The sequence below is a fragment of the Rhodosalinus sediminis genome (assembly GCF_003385555.1).
Classification (GTDB): Bacteria; Pseudomonadota; Alphaproteobacteria; order Rhodobacterales; family Rhodobacteraceae; genus Rhodosalinus; species Rhodosalinus sediminis.
This window is the reverse complement of record NZ_QOHR01000018.1, coordinates 19,378-33,257: the sequence shown is the minus strand read 5'-3', so window position 1 is coordinate 33,257 and position 13,880 is coordinate 19,378. Positions and strand designations below refer to the sequence as shown.

Below are 13,880 nucleotides of genomic sequence, written 5' to 3'. Positions count from 1 at the left end.
GCGTTGTCCCCCGAAAGGAGGGATGCCCCATGGACTGGAGCGACATCCGGGCCGACTGGCCCGCCTACGCGCGCATCATCTCGGAGCGCTGGCCCAAGGTACGGGAGGCCGATCTCCTCGCCCTCGAGGGCGAGCGCGAGGGCGTCGTCGACCTGATCGCGCGGGCCACGGGCCTCGACCGGACGGTGGCGGGCGCCGAACTCGCCGACTGGCAGATGGGCGAGCGGCCGGTGGACGCGCTGATGGACGAGACGCGCGACGACGCCAATATCGCCAAGAGCGCCGCGTCGTCCCCGAGGGCGAGGACCCGCTCGCCGACGACGCGGCCTTCGGCGACGAGGATCAGCCCGACCGCCCGATGGGGCGCACCGACTGAGGCCGGGGCGCCTGTGCTCCGGCGTCCAAATCCGCCGCGCGTGGCGCCGGGCCGCGTCGATGGCGGAAGGAGAGGCGTCGCGCGCAGCGTGTCGCTTTTGCGCCGCGGCGGCGGGCGCGCCGGCGCGCTCCGGCCGGGGGGCCTTGGAGCTGATCCGGTGTCGGCTGAGCGCCTCTCGACGTGGCCGCGGTGCGCGGAGTGCTGCGGCATTGCCCCTAGGCGCGCCGCACGTGCGCCTCGGACCTGCATAAACTTCGGCTGAGTGCCCGGAAGCCGGGCCTTCTGGCCCGCGCGCGGGGGAAGGGGTCCCCCGGCGCACCGACCGCCCCACCCTTGCACCGCGCGGGCACGCTCCGTAAGCGGGGCGCGATGATCTCGGTTTTCGATCAGGGGCCGCCCGCGCCCTGCCCCGCGCCCTTCAACCTCGCCGCGCATGTCCTCGCCCCCGCGGCGCGCGTGCCGGACAAGGTCGCGCTCGCCGTCCTCGGTCCCGCCAGGGCCGAGCGCTGGAGCTTCGCGCGGCTGGAGGCGGCGGTGCTCGGCACGGCGACGGGGCTTCTGCGCGCGGGCTTCGCGCCGGGCGATCTGGTGCTTCTCCGGCTCGACAACACGGTGGATTTCCCGCTCGCCTTTCTGGGCGCGGTGGCGGCGGGGCTGGTGCCCGTGCCGCTCTCGGCCGCTCTGACCGAGGGGGAGGTCGCGCGCATGGCCGCGGCGCTCGCCCCGGTGGGGATGCTGCACGACCCGGCGCTGCCCGCGCCGGAGGACGACGTCCCGCGCATCGATCTTTCGCAGCTGCGCGGCATGCGCAACCTCCCGCCGGCGGATTACGACCTCGGCGATCCCGACCGGCTCGCCTATGTCGTCTTCACCTCCGGCACCTCGGGCACGCCGCGGGCGGTGATGCACGCGCATCGCGCCGTCTGGGCGCGGCGCATGATGCACGCGGGCTGGTACGGGCTGACCGAGGGTGACCGGCTGATGCATGCGGGCGCCTTCAACTGGACCTATACGCTGGGCACCGGGCTCCTCGACCCGTGGAGCGCGGGGGCGACGGCGCTGATCCCCGCGCCCGGCACGCGGGCCGAGGCGCTACCGCTCCTGATGGCGCGCCACGACGCGACGATCTTCGCCGCCGCGCCGGGTGTCTATCGCAAGCTCCTGAAGGGCTGGGGCGCGACGCGCGCCCGGTCCCTCCGCCACGGGCTGTCGGCGGGCGAGAAGCTGACGGAGGCGACGCGCGCCGCCTGGGAGGCCGCCACCGGCACGACGATCCACGAGGCCTACGGCATGTCGGAGTGCTCCACCTTCGTCTCGGCCTCACCGCAGGCGCCCGCGCCGCCCGGCACCCTCGGCCGCCCGCAGCCGGGGCGGCGGGTGGCGATCCTCGGCGAGGACGGCGCACCGGTGCCGCCGGGCGAGGTCGGCACCATCGCGATCGACCGGCGCGATCCGGGGCTGATGCTCGGCTACATGGGCGCGCCGGAGGCGGGCGAGGCGCGGCTCGAGGGCGACTGGTTCCTGACCGGCGATCTGGGCGCGATGGACGAGAGCGGCGCGATCGCCTACCACGGCCGCGCCGACGACCTGATGAACGCGGGCGGCGTGCGCGTCTCCCCGGCCGAGGTGGAGGCGGCGCTGGGCGCCTTCCCGGGGATCGGGGCGGTCGCGGTGACGGACGTGGCGCTCAAGGATCAGGTCCGCGTGATCGCCTGTTTCTACACCGCCGAGGCCGAGATCGAGGCCGACCGCCTCGAGGCCTTCGCCGCCGAACGGCTGGCGCGCTGGAAGCAGCCGCGCCTCTACATCCGGACCGAGGCGCTGCCCACCGGTCCCAACGGCAAACTCGCGCGCCGGCGGCTGCGCGACGACTGGGAGGCCGCCGATGGTCAAGCTTGATATCCTTTCCGACCCGATCTGCCCGTGGTGCTACATCGGCAAGGCGCAGCTCGACCGCGCGCTGGAGGCCGAACCCGACCACCCCTTCGCGGTGGAATGGCACCCCTTCCAGCTGAACCCCGACATGCCCGCCGAGGGCATGGACCGGCGGAGCTACCTCGAGGCGAAGTTCGGCGGCAAGGAAGCGGCCGCCGAGACCTACGCCGAGATCGACGCGCACGCGCGGGCCGCGGGGCTCGAGATCGACTGGTCGCGGATCGACCGCACGCCCTCGACCCTCGACGCGCACCGCCTGATCCACTGGGCCGGGATCGAGGGGTGTCAGACGGCGATCGTCTCGGCGCTCTTCCGCGCCTACTTCCAGGAGGGGCGCGACATCGGCCGCCACGAGGTGCTCGCCGACATCGCCGACGCGCGGGGGATGGACGCCTCTGTCGTGCTGCGGCTGCTGGCCACCGACGAGGACCGCGAGGAGATCGCGGGCCGCGACGCCGCCGCGCGCGAGATGGGCGTGACCGGCGTGCCCACCTTCATCGTCGCGCGTCAGCACGCGGTGCCCGGCGCGCAGCCGCCCGAGCTCTGGCGCAAGGTGATCGGCGAGATCCGGGAGAAGGGCCACGAATGAAACCGGGCGGCCTCGCTTCGCTCCTCGGCACGCTCGCCGCGATCGTCGTCGGCGGCACGGTGTTCTTCCGCGTGGTCGAGGGCTGGAGCTGGCTCGACGCCTATTTCTTCACGGTCGTGACGCTTTCGACGGTGGGCTACGGCTCCCTCGTGCCGGCGACGGCGCTCGGCAAGATCGGCACGACGGTGATGATCTTCCTCGGGCTCGGCGTCTTCGTCGTCGCCGTGCAGCAGTTCGGCCGCGTCGTGATCGAGAAGCGCCGGACGCACACCGAATGGCTGGTCGACCACTGGCGCCACCGGAACGGCCGCGACGACGGGGACGGCCCCGAGGGCTGAGCCCGCTGGCCCTTCGCCGGGGGCTGTGCTAGCGCCCTAGGGCACCCCGAGGATATTCATGCCCCCTGCCCGCCTGTCGCTGCCCGAGTTCATCGCGCTGATGGCGATGATGTTCGCCATCGTCGCCTTTTCCATCGACGCGATGCTGCCCGCGCTGCCGGAAATCGCCGAGACGCTGACGCCCGCCGACCCCAACCGCGCGCAACTCGTTGTGACGAGCTTCGTGCTCGGCATGGGGGTGGGCACCTTCTTCACCGGCCCGCTCTCGGACGCGCTCGGCCGCAAGCCTGTGATCCTGGGCGGTTTCACGCTCTACGTCGCGGCGGCGGGGCTCGCGGCGGTCGCGGTCTCGCTCGAGATGCTGCTTGCCGCGCGCTTCGTCATGGGCCTCGGCGCGGCGGCGCCGCGGGTCGTCACGCTGGCGGTGGTGCGCGACCTCTTCGCCGGGCGGCGCATGGCGCAGATCATGTCCTTCGTGATGATGGTCTTCACGCTGATCCCCGCGATCGCGCCGCTGGTCGGCGCGGGGATGATCGCCGTGGGCGGCTGGCGGGCGATCTTCGTGGCCTTCATGGCCTTCGGCCTCGCCGCGCCGCTCTGGATGTCGCTGCGCCTCGCCGAGCCGCTCGCGCCGGAGATGCGCCGGCCCTTCCGCCCCGGCGCGCTCGCCGCCGCGCTGGCCGAGGTGGCGCTGCATCCGATGGTGCGCCTCGCCATCGTGGTGCAGGGCCTCGCCTTCGGACAGATGTTTTCCATGCTCGTCAGCGTTCAGCCCGTCTACGACGTGACCTTCGGCCGGGCCGAGAGCTTCCCCTTCTGGTTCGGGGCCATCGCGGTGGCGGCCGGCAGCGCGACGCTGCTGAACGCGCTTCTGGTCATGCGGCTCGGCATGCGGTTCCTGATCACCGCGGCGCTCGCCGGGCAATGCCTGATCGCCGGCGCCATGATCGCCGTCAGCCTCGCCGCCCCGCCCGAGCCCGTGTTCTTCGCGCTCTTCGTGGTCTGGCAGGCCTCGCTCTTCTTCCAGGTCGGGCTGACGCTCGGCAACATCAACGCCATGGCGCTCGAGCCCATGGGCCATATCGCGGGCTTCGCGTCGTCCATCGTGGGGGCGCTGGCGACGGTCATGGCGGTCCTCCTGGCGGTGCCGGTGGGGCTGATGTTCGACGGCACGCCGCTGCCGCTGGCCGTGGGGATCTTCACCATGGCGAGCGCGGCGCTCGCCCTGATGCTCTACCTGCGCCGGGTGGAGGCGCGCGCGGCGGCCGCCGAAGCGTGAGCGCCTGCGTGTATACTGTCGCATACGATCTTTTCAGCGCCGCGATCCTCCGCTAGAAGGCGCGCGACGACACCCGCACGAGAGGACCGCGCCCATGGCCAAGATCAAAGTCGAGAACCCCATCGTCGAGATGGACGGCGACGAGATGACCCGGATCATCTGGGATTTCATCAAGCAGAAGCTGATCCTGCCCTATCTCGACATCGACCTGCTCTACTACGATCTGTCGATCCAGTCGCGCGACGCGACCGACGACCAGATCACCGTGGACGCCGCCGAGAAGACCAAGGAGGTCGGCGCGGCCGTCAAATGCGCTACGATCACGCCCGACGAGGCGCGCGTCGAGGAGTTCGGGCTGAAGCGCATGTATCGCTCGCCCAACGGCACGATCCGCAACATCCTCGGCGGCGTGGTCTTCCGCGCGCCGATCATCTGCCGCAACGTGCCGCGCCTCGTGCCCGGCTGGACGCAGCCCATCGTGATCGGGCGTCACGCCTTCGGCGACCAGTACCGCGCCACCGATTTCCTGATGCCCGGGCCCGGCACGCTGACGATCAAGTTCGAGGGCGAGGACGGTCAGGTCATCGAGAAGGAGGTCTATCAAGCGCCCGGCGCCGGCGTGGCCATGTCGATGTACAACCTCGACGAGTCGATCCGCGACTTCGCCCGCGCCTCGATGAACTACGCGCTGGACATGGGCTGGCCGCTCTACATGTCCACGAAGAACACGATCCTGAAGGCCTACGACGGCCGCTTCAAGGACCTGTTCCAGGAGGTCTACGAGGCCGAGTTCGAGGCGAAGTTCAAGGAAAAGGGCATCACCTACGAGCATCGCCTGATCGACGACATGGTCGCCTGCGCGATGAAGTGGAACGGCGGCTTCGTCTGGGCCTGCAAGAACTACGACGGCGACGTGCAGTCCGACACCGTGGCGCAGGGCTTCGGCTCGCTCGGGCTGATGACGAGCCAGCTGATGACGCCGGACGGCAAGATCGTGGAGGCCGAGGCCGCCCACGGCACGGTCACCCGCCACTACCGCCAGCACCAGAAGGGCGAGGAGACCTCGACCAACTCGATCGCCTCGATCTTCGCCTGGACCGGCGGGCTCAAGCACCGCGCCAAGCTCGACGGCAACGCCGAGCTGCGCCACTTCGCCGAGACGCTGGAGCGCGTGGTGGTCGAGACCGTGGAGTCGGGCCACATGACCAAGGACCTCGCCCTGCTCGTCGGCCCGGATCAGGGCTGGCTCACGACCATGGGCTTCCTCGAGAAGGTGGACGAGAACCTGAACAAGGCGCTCGGCGGCTGAGACCCGCGCAGGGGACCGGCGGGGCGCTGCGCGCCGCCGGTCCCCGACAAGAGGAGCCGGAGCCTCGGCCCCCGGCCCCTTCGAGAGACGGGCGAACGCTCCGCGTCACCTGCGCGGCGCGGCACCGGGCGAGCGCCCTCTCTGCCGCCCCGCTGTGCAACCCCGCCGCCCGCGGCCGCGCTGCCCTGCCGTCCGGCTTGACGCGCCCGGCCCCGGGGCCTAGCGCGGCGGCATGCAGTTTCTCTCTTCCGCGCCGCCGGAGCGGCACACGCCGCTCGAGGACGCGCAGGGCCTCTTCGTCGGCGCGCTCATGGTCGCGCTTTCGGTGAACGTCCTGCGCGCCGCCGATCTCGTCACCGGGCAGATCGCGGGCCTCGCGCTCGTGGTGAGCTATCCGACGGGCTGGTCCTTCGGCGCGGTGTTCTTCGTGGCGAACCTCCCGTTCTACCTGCTCGCCGTGCATCAGCTCGGCTGGCGCTTCACGATCAAGACCTTCGCCGCCGTCGCGCTGATGAGCGCGCTCGCGGAGGCGCTGCCGCTCGCCGTGCCGCTCGGCCCGGTGCCCGCGCCGGTCGCGGCGGTGCTGGCCGGGGTGCTCGCGGGCTCCGGGCTGCTGACGCTCTTCCGCCACGGCGCGACGCTCGGCGGCGTGGGCATCGTCGCGCTCTGGCTGCAGGACCGCGGCACGATGAAGGCCGGGCACGTGCAGCTGATCTTCGACCTCGGCGTCTTCGCCGCCGCGCTCGCGCTCTTTCCCTGGCCCGTGGTGCTCTGGTCGCTCGCGGGGGCGGCGGTGCTCAACCTCATCATCACGGTCAATCACCGCCGCGACCGCTACATCGCGCGGTCCTGAGCCGGCGCGGGGTTTGGCCCCGCCGCCGGCCGCGCTATCCTGCCCACGGATCACGCGAGGGAGACGGCATGCGGCTGACGGTCAACGGCACCGCCCACGAGCTGGACGTGGAGGCGGAGATGCCCCTTCTCTGGGTCCTGCGCGACGAGCTGGGCCTCACGGGGACGAAATACGGCTGCGGCATCGCGCAGTGCGGCGCCTGCACCGTGCATCTCGACGGCGTGGCGGTGCGATCGTGTCAGACCCGCGCGGGCGACGCCGAAGGGGCCGAGATCACCACGATCGAGGGGCTCGGCACGCCGGAGGCGCCGCATCCCGTGCAGGCCGCATGGATCGAGACGCAGGTCGCGCAATGCGGCTATTGCCAGCCGGGCCAGATCATGCAGGCGGCGAGCTTCCTCGCCGGAACGCCGGAGCCCACGGACGACGACATCGACGCCGCGATGGGCGGCAACCTCTGCCGCTGCGCCACCTATCCGCGCCTGCGCGCGGCGGTGCGCGATGCCGCGGCGCGGCTGCGGGAGGGCTGAGCGATGGCGAGCCTCGGCAAGATCGCGCGGCGCGGTTTCCTCGTGGGCGCCGCGGCCGTCGCCGGCGGCGTGGCCTTCGGCACATGGCGGCTGCGCACGCCCTATCCCAACCCGCTGGCGCCGGGCGACGGCGCGGCGGTCCTCAACCCGTGGGTCGTCGTCGACGGCGCGGGCGTGACGCTGATCACCCCGCGCGCCGACAAGGGACAGGGCGCGGTGCAGGTGCAGGCGGCGCTCCTCGCTGAGGAGCTGGACGTTGAGCCGAAGGCGGTGCGCACCGCCTTCGGCCCGGCGGCGCCCGCGTACTACAACTCGGTCGTGGTCGCCGACGGGATGCCGGTCGCCGCCACCGACGACGGCGTGATCGCCCGCCTCCTGCGCGAGGAGGTGAGCGCGGCGGCCGGAAAGGTCTTCGGCATGCACGTCACCGGCGGCTCGACGACGGTGCCCGACGCCTACGAGACGCTCCGCCGCGCGGGCGCAGTTGCGCGCGAGACGCTGAAGCGCGCCGCCGCCGCGCGCACCGGCACGGCGATGGCGGATCTGCGCACCGAGGACGGACAGGTGATCCTGCCCGACGGCGCCGCCCTGCCCTACACCGAGCTCGCCGCCGAGGCGGCGGAGGTCGAGGCGCCCGATTTCGTGCCCCTGCGCGCGCCGTCGGCCTGGCGCATCCTCGGCCAGCCGGTGGAGCGTCTCGACATGGCGGCGAAATGCACCGGCACGCAGACCTTCGGCATCGACCACCGGCAGCCGGGGATGCTCCACGCCACGGTGCGCACTCACCCGGGCTGGGGCGCGGGCGCGGTCTCCGTCGAGAGCCGCGCGGCCGAGCGCATGCGCGGCGTCGAGCGGGTGGTGGAGATCACCGGCGGCGTCGGCGTGATCGCCGACAACACCTGGCGCGCCATGCAGGCGGCGGAGGCCGTCGAGATCGACTGGGGCCCATCGCCGATCGCCGAGAGCACGGAGGCGATGTGGGACGACTTCGCCGCCTCCTTCACCGAGGACCGCCACGACAGCCGCTTCAAGGACGAGGGCGACGTGGATGGCGCGCTCGCGGGCGCGGAGGTGCTCGAGGCGGAGTATCGCGTCCCCTTCCTCGCCCATGCGCCGCTCGAGCCGATGAACGCCACCGTGCAGGTCACGGGCGACCGGGCGGACATCTGGACCGGCACGCAGATCCCGCGCTTCGTGCAGGATCACGTGGCCGGGATCGTCGGCATCGCCGCGGACCGGGTGCATGTCCACAACGCGATGATCGGCGGCAGCTTCGGCCACCGGCTCGAGGATCTGCACGTCCGGCAGGCGACGGAACTCGCGATGCGCGTGCCGGGTCGGCCGGTCAAGATGACCTGGACCCGCGAGGAGGACATGGCCCACGACTACCCCCGCACCATGCAGCTCGCCCGGATGCGGGGCGCGGTGCGCGCGGGCCGGGTCGAGGCCTTCGATCTTTCCATCGCTGCGCACTCCACCTTCGCGAGCCAGGGGCCGCGCTGGGGCGTTCCGGCCTCGGGCCCGGACGTCGCCATCGTCGCCGGCGCCTGGGATCAGCCCTTCGCCATCCCGCACTACCGCGTGACGGGCTACCGCGTGCCCGAGGGGGTGCCCGTCTCGTCGTGGCGCTCGGTGGGCGCCTCGGGCAACGCCTTCCTGCACGACGGCTTCCTCGACGAGCTGATCCACGCCGCGGGCGCCGACCCGCTCGAGGAGCGCCTGCGCCTTTGCCGCCACGAGCCCTCGCGCCGCGTGCTCGAGGCGGTGGGCGAGATGGCGGGCTGGGACGGTCCCCGCCCGGCGGAGGGGCGCGGGCGCGGCGTCGCCTACTGTTTGTCCTTCGGCGTGCCCACCGCCGAGATCGTCGAGGTGACCGAGACCGAAGAGGGCCTGCGCATCGACGCGATCTACGTCGCGGCGGAGGTGGGGCGCGTGCTCGACCCGGTCAACCTCGAGGCGCAGATGACCGGCGGCGCGCTCTTCGGGCTGGGCCACGCGATGTTTTCCGAGCTGACCTTCGCCGGCCACCGGGTGGAGCAGCGCAATTACGACGGCTACCGGACGCTCCGCCTGCCGCAGACCCCGCGGATCGTGGAGACCCGCGCGCTCGAGACCACCGACGAGATCCGCGGCATCGGCGAGCCGCCCGTGCCGCCCGCCGCGCCCGCGCTCGCCAACGCGATCTTCGCCGCGACGGGGCGGCGCCTGCGCGAGATGCCCTTCGCGAAGTCGGTGCGCTTCGCCTGACGCTCAGAGAAGCAGCGTCTGCGCCGCCACCGCGCCGGCGTAGACGCCGAGCAGGACGAGGCTCTCGAGCCCGATGCCGGCGGGGCCGTGGCGCTGCCGGTAGAGCTGTCCCAGCGTCAGGATCGCCGTCAGCACCAGCCCCACGACGAGCCAGAAGAGGTCCGCCCGCCCCACCGCGTGGTAGAGCGACCCGTCGCGGTAGGCCACGTCCGAGACGGTCAGGAACAGCGTGTCGAAGGTGTTGCCGCCGATGATGCCGCCCACGGCGAGCTGCAGCGCGCCCCGGCGCACGGCGGCGAGCGTCGTGACGAGCTCGGGCAGCGAGGTGACCACCGCTGTCGCCAGCGCGCCGACCAGCGTCGCGGACAGCTCCAGCCGGTCGATCAGCACCCCGGCGGTCCGCGCGAGCAGGAGGCCCGCCGCCCCCATGGCGAGCATCAGGGCGAGGAACCGCGCCGCGAGCGCGGCGGTCGAGGCGTCGCGCGCCGCCGGCTCGGCGGGCTCGTCCGGCTGGGTCGCGCCGGTGTGCACCGGCCGCCACATCGGCGCCGCGCGCACCCGGCCCGCGGCATAGACGCCGAGGCCGTAGACCCCGGCGAGCACGATCGAGACGGGATGCACCCCGAAGAGCGCCACCTCCGGCAGCGTCCAGGCGACGAGCGGCAGCGACAGCAGCAGCATCAGCGTCGTGCCCTGAAAGACGTTGGCGAGATCGGCCGCCGCGTGCTCCAGGTTGGCCTTGCGGTGGATGAGATCGGCGAGCGCGAGGAAGGCCGTCTGCGCCGCGATGCCCCCGATCCCGTTGGCGAAGGCGAGCGACGCGCGCCCCTCGAGCGCCGCGGTGACCGAGACCACCGAGCCCGAGAGCGAGGTCGCCGCCCCCAGTGCCACGCCGCCCACCAGCGCCTCGCCGAGGCCGGTGCGGTCGGCGAGCCGGTCGGCCATGCCCGTGAGCCGCGTGCCGCCCACGAGGATCGCCGCGGCGGCGAGCGTGAAGAGCGCGAGAAGCGCCGGAGTGGCGAGCGCGGCGAACATGCGCTATCCAACTCACGGGCGGCGCCCGAGTTCAACCGCGCCCCCGAGCTCGCGCCCGCGCCACGCGGCCCGGGCGCCCCGAGAGAAAGGCAGGCCGATCGCAGAGGAAGAGCGAGCGTGAGGGGCGAGACCGCCGTCGCATGGCGCGCGCGGCCCGGCCGCGTGCTGCGCGCCGCGCTCGGCGAGGCACATGCCGTGGCGCTCGTTTTCGCGCCGCCCTTCGCCCTCGCGCTCGCCGAGGGGGCGTGGCGGCTGGCCGCCGCGCTCGGCGCGGCGCTCGTGCCGCCGGCGGTCGCGGCGCTCTTCGCGCGGCGCTACCCCGTCCGGCGCGACCTGCGCCAGATCGAGGCGGTCGCGGTGCTCGTCGCGCTCTTCCTCGGCGTCTCGGCGCTCGGCGCGCCGGCCTTCGTGGTGCTCGGCCTCGCGCCGCTCGACGCGCTCTTCGAAAGCGTCTCGGGCATCACCTCGACCGGGCTGACGCTGGCGCGGGGCACGATGGACTGGCCGCTCGCGGGGCACGTCCTGCGCGCGTGGATGCAGTGGTGCGGCGGCTTCGCCATCGCGCTCGCCGGAGTGGTGCTGATCCTCGGGCCGGGGGCGTCTCAGGGCGCGGCGCGCGCGCTCGGCCGCGCGAGCATCGGCGAGCGCGATATCCTCTCCTCGACCCGCGCGCAGGCGCGGGCGCTGCTCACGGCCTACGGCGCGCTGACGCTCGTCGCGGTGCTCGCCTTCCTGCCGCTCTTCCCGACCTGGTGGGAGGGCGTCGTCCTCGCCCTGAGCGCGGTCTCGACGGGCGGGTTCGCGCCGCGTCCCGACAGCCTTGCGAGCTATTCGCGCGCGGCGCAGGCGGCGGTGATGCTGGCGAGCCTCGCCACGGCGGTCTCGCTCCTTTTCTACGTGCGCGCCCGGCGGGACGGGCTGCGCGCGGCCTTCCTCGGCACCAACGCCGCGGCGGTGACGACCGCGGCGACGGGCGCGGCGCTGCTCGCCGCGCTCCTGCACCTCGCGCTCGGCGGCGACGCCGCCGCCGCTGCCGACGCCCTCCTGAACACGCTGAGCGCGGCGACGACGGCGGGCTTCTCCGTCGCGCCGGTCGCGGGCGGGCCGCCGGTGTTGCTCGCCGTGGTGCTCGTGGCGATGGCGGTGGGCGGCGGCGCGGGCTCCACCGCGGGCGGGCTCAAGATCGAGCGCGCGCTCACCTACGCGCGCATCGTGCGCCTCGCGCTCCTGCGGCTGCGCGTCCCGCCCGAGGCGGTGCTGCCGCTCGGCCGCCCCGGCCGCCCGCTCCCCGAGCGGCGGCTCGTGGCGAGCGTCGCCGTCACCGTGCTCTACGTCGTCTCGGCGGCGCTCGCCTGGGGCGCGATGCTCGCCGGCGGCGTGCCGGCGCTGCCCGCGCTCTTCGACACGATCTCGGCGCTCTCGACGGTGGGGCTCTCGGCCGGCGCGGTGGACCCCGCGCTCGCCGCGCCGCTCAAGGGGGTGCTGATCGCGGCGATGCTGCTCGGGCGGCTCGAGTTCCTGGCGCTGATCGCGGTGCTCTCGCCCGCGACATGGGCGCCGCGCCACACCTGAGGCCACACCTGAGGGAGGAGACCCCATGCGGATCGTGATCGTCGGCGCCTCGCGCTTCGGGATCGCCACGGCCGAACAGCTCGGCGAGGCCGGCCACGAGGTCGTGCTGGTGGACGCGGACGGCGAGAAGCTCGAACGCCTCGCCGAGACGCTGGACTGCGGCATGCTGGAGGGCGACGGCTCCCTGCCCTCGGTGCAGCGCGACGCCTACGGCGACGGGGCCGACGCGCTCCTCGCGCTGACCAACGTGGACGACGTCAACATCCTCGCCGCGCTGGTCGGCCGCTCGGTGGGCTTCCCGCGCGTCGTGCCGCAGATCGTGCGCCGGCAGCTCCTCGCCGTCTGCGAGGAGCTCGGGCTCGAGAACCTCATCACCCCGCACGCGACGGTCGCGCGCGCCATCGTGCGCTCGCTGGAGGAGGGGCGCTCCTCCGCGCTCGACCTGCGCACGCATTCGGGCTTCGACGTGCTGGGCTACCGCGTGGGCGCCGAGCAGGACGGCTGCACCGTCGGCGAGCTGAAGCTGCCCGCGGGCGCGCGCGCCATCGCGGTCACGCGCGAGGAGGAGAATATCCTGCTGACGGAGACGACGCGCCTCGCGGAGGGCGACACGCTGATCGCCGCCGTCTCCCCCGACGCGCAGGAAGAAATGGCGGCGCGCTTCCCGACCGAGCGCGGGCGCTGAGCGCTCCGCCGCCGCGCACGGGCGATACGACCGTGCTTCCGGCTGAGCGGCGGGTCTTACCGCCTAGCCCAGCGCGCCCCTCAGGGCGCGCTCGGTCGTGCGGCAAGGCTCACCTCTCAGCCTCGCGCGCCCCGGCGGGCGCGCTCGGCCACGCGGTCGGCGCTTTCGCGGAGGGCCTCCTCGGCCGCTTCGACGGCCTCGTCGCCGCGGGGCATCCGCGCGCGCAGCGCCTCGGCCGCCTCGCCGGTCATCTCCCGCGTCTCCTGTAGCGCGCCGTCCGCCTTGCCGAGGGCGCGGTCGCGTTCCCGCCGCACGAGCTCTTCCGCCTCCGTGGTCAGCCGCTGCGCCATCTCGCCGAGGTGGGCGTCCTCCGCACGCGTGCGCGGCAGCGCCGCGCCGAGCGCCGCGCCGGCCGCCACGGCGAGCGCGCCGGCCATCAGCGGATGCTCCCGGTAGGCGGCCCGCAGGTCCGAGGCGCCCGCGCGAGCCGTCTCCTCGGCGCGGTGACCGGCGTGCCCGGCGGCGTCGGCGGCGCGGTCGCGCGCCTCGATCGCCCGGCGGCGCGCGGCGACGACGCGGGCGCGTGCGGCCTCGCCGAGCTCCTCGGTGCCCGCCTCGATCCGGTCGCGGAAGGCCTCGATCCGGTCCTCGGCGGCCTGCTCGGCCGCGTCCACTCGCTTCTTCGCCTGTGCCGTCAAGGCCTCCGCCTCCGGCGTCGCCCGGTCCGCCATGTCGCGCACCCTGTCCCGCGCCCGGCCGTAGGCGCGGGCGGCGTCATCGCGCTCCACCCGCGGCGCGAAAAGGAGCGCGACCCCGGCGGCGGTGAGCGCCGTGCCCACGGGATTGCGCCGCGCGGTATCCATGATCGCACCGCCGAGGCCGCGCGCGGGCGCCTCCGCCCGGCCGTCGGGGCGCTCGCCCACGCGCTCGACGAAGCCCGCGTAGCGGTCGGGCGTGTCCGGGGCGGCGGCGTGGCCCGGCTGCACGGGCGCGGCGGTGATGCCCGCCTCGGGGCGCGCGTCGGGGTCATTGCCTTCGGTCATCGGCGCATCCTCCTCAGGGTCTCGGGTGCGGGGCGGTCCCGCGGTCACCGGCGAAACGCCCGCTGAGGGGCAGGGTTCCCGCCGCGCGG

13 protein-coding genes are annotated in these 13,880 nt (G+C 73.9%); 11 read left to right on the top strand and 2 right to left on the bottom strand.

Features of this window, described 5'->3' with window-relative positions; all coding sequences use genetic code 11:
- Positions 1–29: 29 nt before the first annotated feature.
- The 9 genes from DRV84_RS11720 to DRV84_RS11680 all read left to right on the top strand — a co-directional run bounded on the left by DRV84_RS11720 (position 30) and on the right by DRV84_RS11680 (position 9,456).
- Positions 30–638, top strand: a complete 609-nt coding sequence (locus DRV84_RS11720) for a CsbD family protein (protein ID WP_115980893.1) — start codon at positions 30–32, stop codon at positions 636–638.
- A 107-nt stretch (positions 639–745) separates the two neighbouring features.
- Positions 746–2,275, top strand: coding sequence for a class I adenylate-forming enzyme family protein (locus DRV84_RS11715; protein WP_115980948.1), 1,530 nt, complete (start codon positions 746–748; stop codon positions 2,273–2,275).
- Positions 2,262–2,900 (top strand): DsbA family oxidoreductase, encoded by a 639-nt coding sequence (locus DRV84_RS11710; protein ID WP_115980890.1) that lies wholly within the window; start codon positions 2,262–2,264, stop codon positions 2,898–2,900. The genes DRV84_RS11715 and DRV84_RS11710 overlap by 14 nt, the downstream gene beginning before the upstream one ends.
- Positions 2,897–3,238: a potassium channel family protein gene (locus tag DRV84_RS11705; RefSeq protein ID WP_115980887.1), complete on the top strand. Its 342-nt coding sequence runs from the start codon at positions 2,897–2,899 to the stop codon at positions 3,236–3,238. Before DRV84_RS11710 ends, DRV84_RS11705 begins: the two co-directional genes overlap by 4 nt.
- A gap of 58 nt (positions 3,239–3,296) precedes the next feature.
- Positions 3,297–4,517: an MFS transporter gene (locus DRV84_RS11700; RefSeq protein WP_115980885.1), complete on the top strand. Its 1,221-nt coding sequence runs from the start codon at positions 3,297–3,299 to the stop codon at positions 4,515–4,517.
- 94 nt (positions 4,518–4,611) lie between these two features.
- Positions 4,612–5,826 carry an NADP-dependent isocitrate dehydrogenase gene (locus DRV84_RS11695; protein ID WP_115980882.1) on the top strand — a complete coding sequence of 405 codons (1,215 nt, stop codon included), beginning with the start codon at positions 4,612–4,614 and terminating at the stop codon, positions 5,824–5,826.
- 232 nt (positions 5,827–6,058) lie between these two features.
- Positions 6,059–6,679, top strand: a complete 621-nt coding sequence (locus tag DRV84_RS11690; RefSeq protein WP_115980879.1) for a YitT family protein — start codon at positions 6,059–6,061, stop codon at positions 6,677–6,679.
- Between the two features lie 68 nt (positions 6,680–6,747).
- On the top strand, positions 6,748–7,209 hold the full coding sequence (locus DRV84_RS11685; RefSeq protein WP_115980876.1) for a (2Fe-2S)-binding protein: 462 nt from the start codon (positions 6,748–6,750) through the stop codon (positions 7,207–7,209).
- Positions 7,210–7,212: 3 nt separating this feature from the next.
- Entirely contained in the window at positions 7,213–9,456 is a 2,244-nt protein-coding gene (locus DRV84_RS11680) for a xanthine dehydrogenase family protein molybdopterin-binding subunit (RefSeq protein WP_115980873.1), read from the top strand.
- A 3-nt stretch (positions 9,457–9,459) separates the two neighbouring features.
- Here DRV84_RS11680 and DRV84_RS11675 read toward each other — a convergent pair whose 3' ends face one another.
- Entirely contained in the window at positions 9,460–10,491 is a 1,032-nt protein-coding gene (locus DRV84_RS11675) for a sodium:calcium antiporter (protein WP_115980871.1), read from the bottom strand.
- Between the two features lie 117 nt (positions 10,492–10,608).
- Here DRV84_RS11675 and DRV84_RS11670 point away from each other — a divergent pair, with 117 nt between their 5' ends.
- Positions 10,609–12,063, top strand: a complete 1,455-nt coding sequence (locus DRV84_RS11670; RefSeq protein ID WP_115980868.1) for a potassium transporter TrkG — start codon at positions 10,609–10,611, stop codon at positions 12,061–12,063.
- Positions 12,064–12,088: 25 nt separating this feature from the next.
- A complete protein-coding gene (locus tag DRV84_RS11665; protein ID WP_115980865.1) occupies positions 12,089–12,748 on the top strand; it encodes a potassium channel family protein in 660 nt (219 codons plus the stop codon).
- 116 nt (positions 12,749–12,864) lie between these two features.
- On the opposite strand, the gene DRV84_RS11660 is transcribed toward DRV84_RS11665, so the two are convergent.
- Positions 12,865–13,791, bottom strand: coding sequence for a YtxH domain-containing protein (locus tag DRV84_RS11660; RefSeq protein ID WP_115980862.1), 927 nt, complete (start codon positions 13,789–13,791; stop codon positions 12,865–12,867).
- Positions 13,792–13,880: the final 89 nt, after the last annotated feature.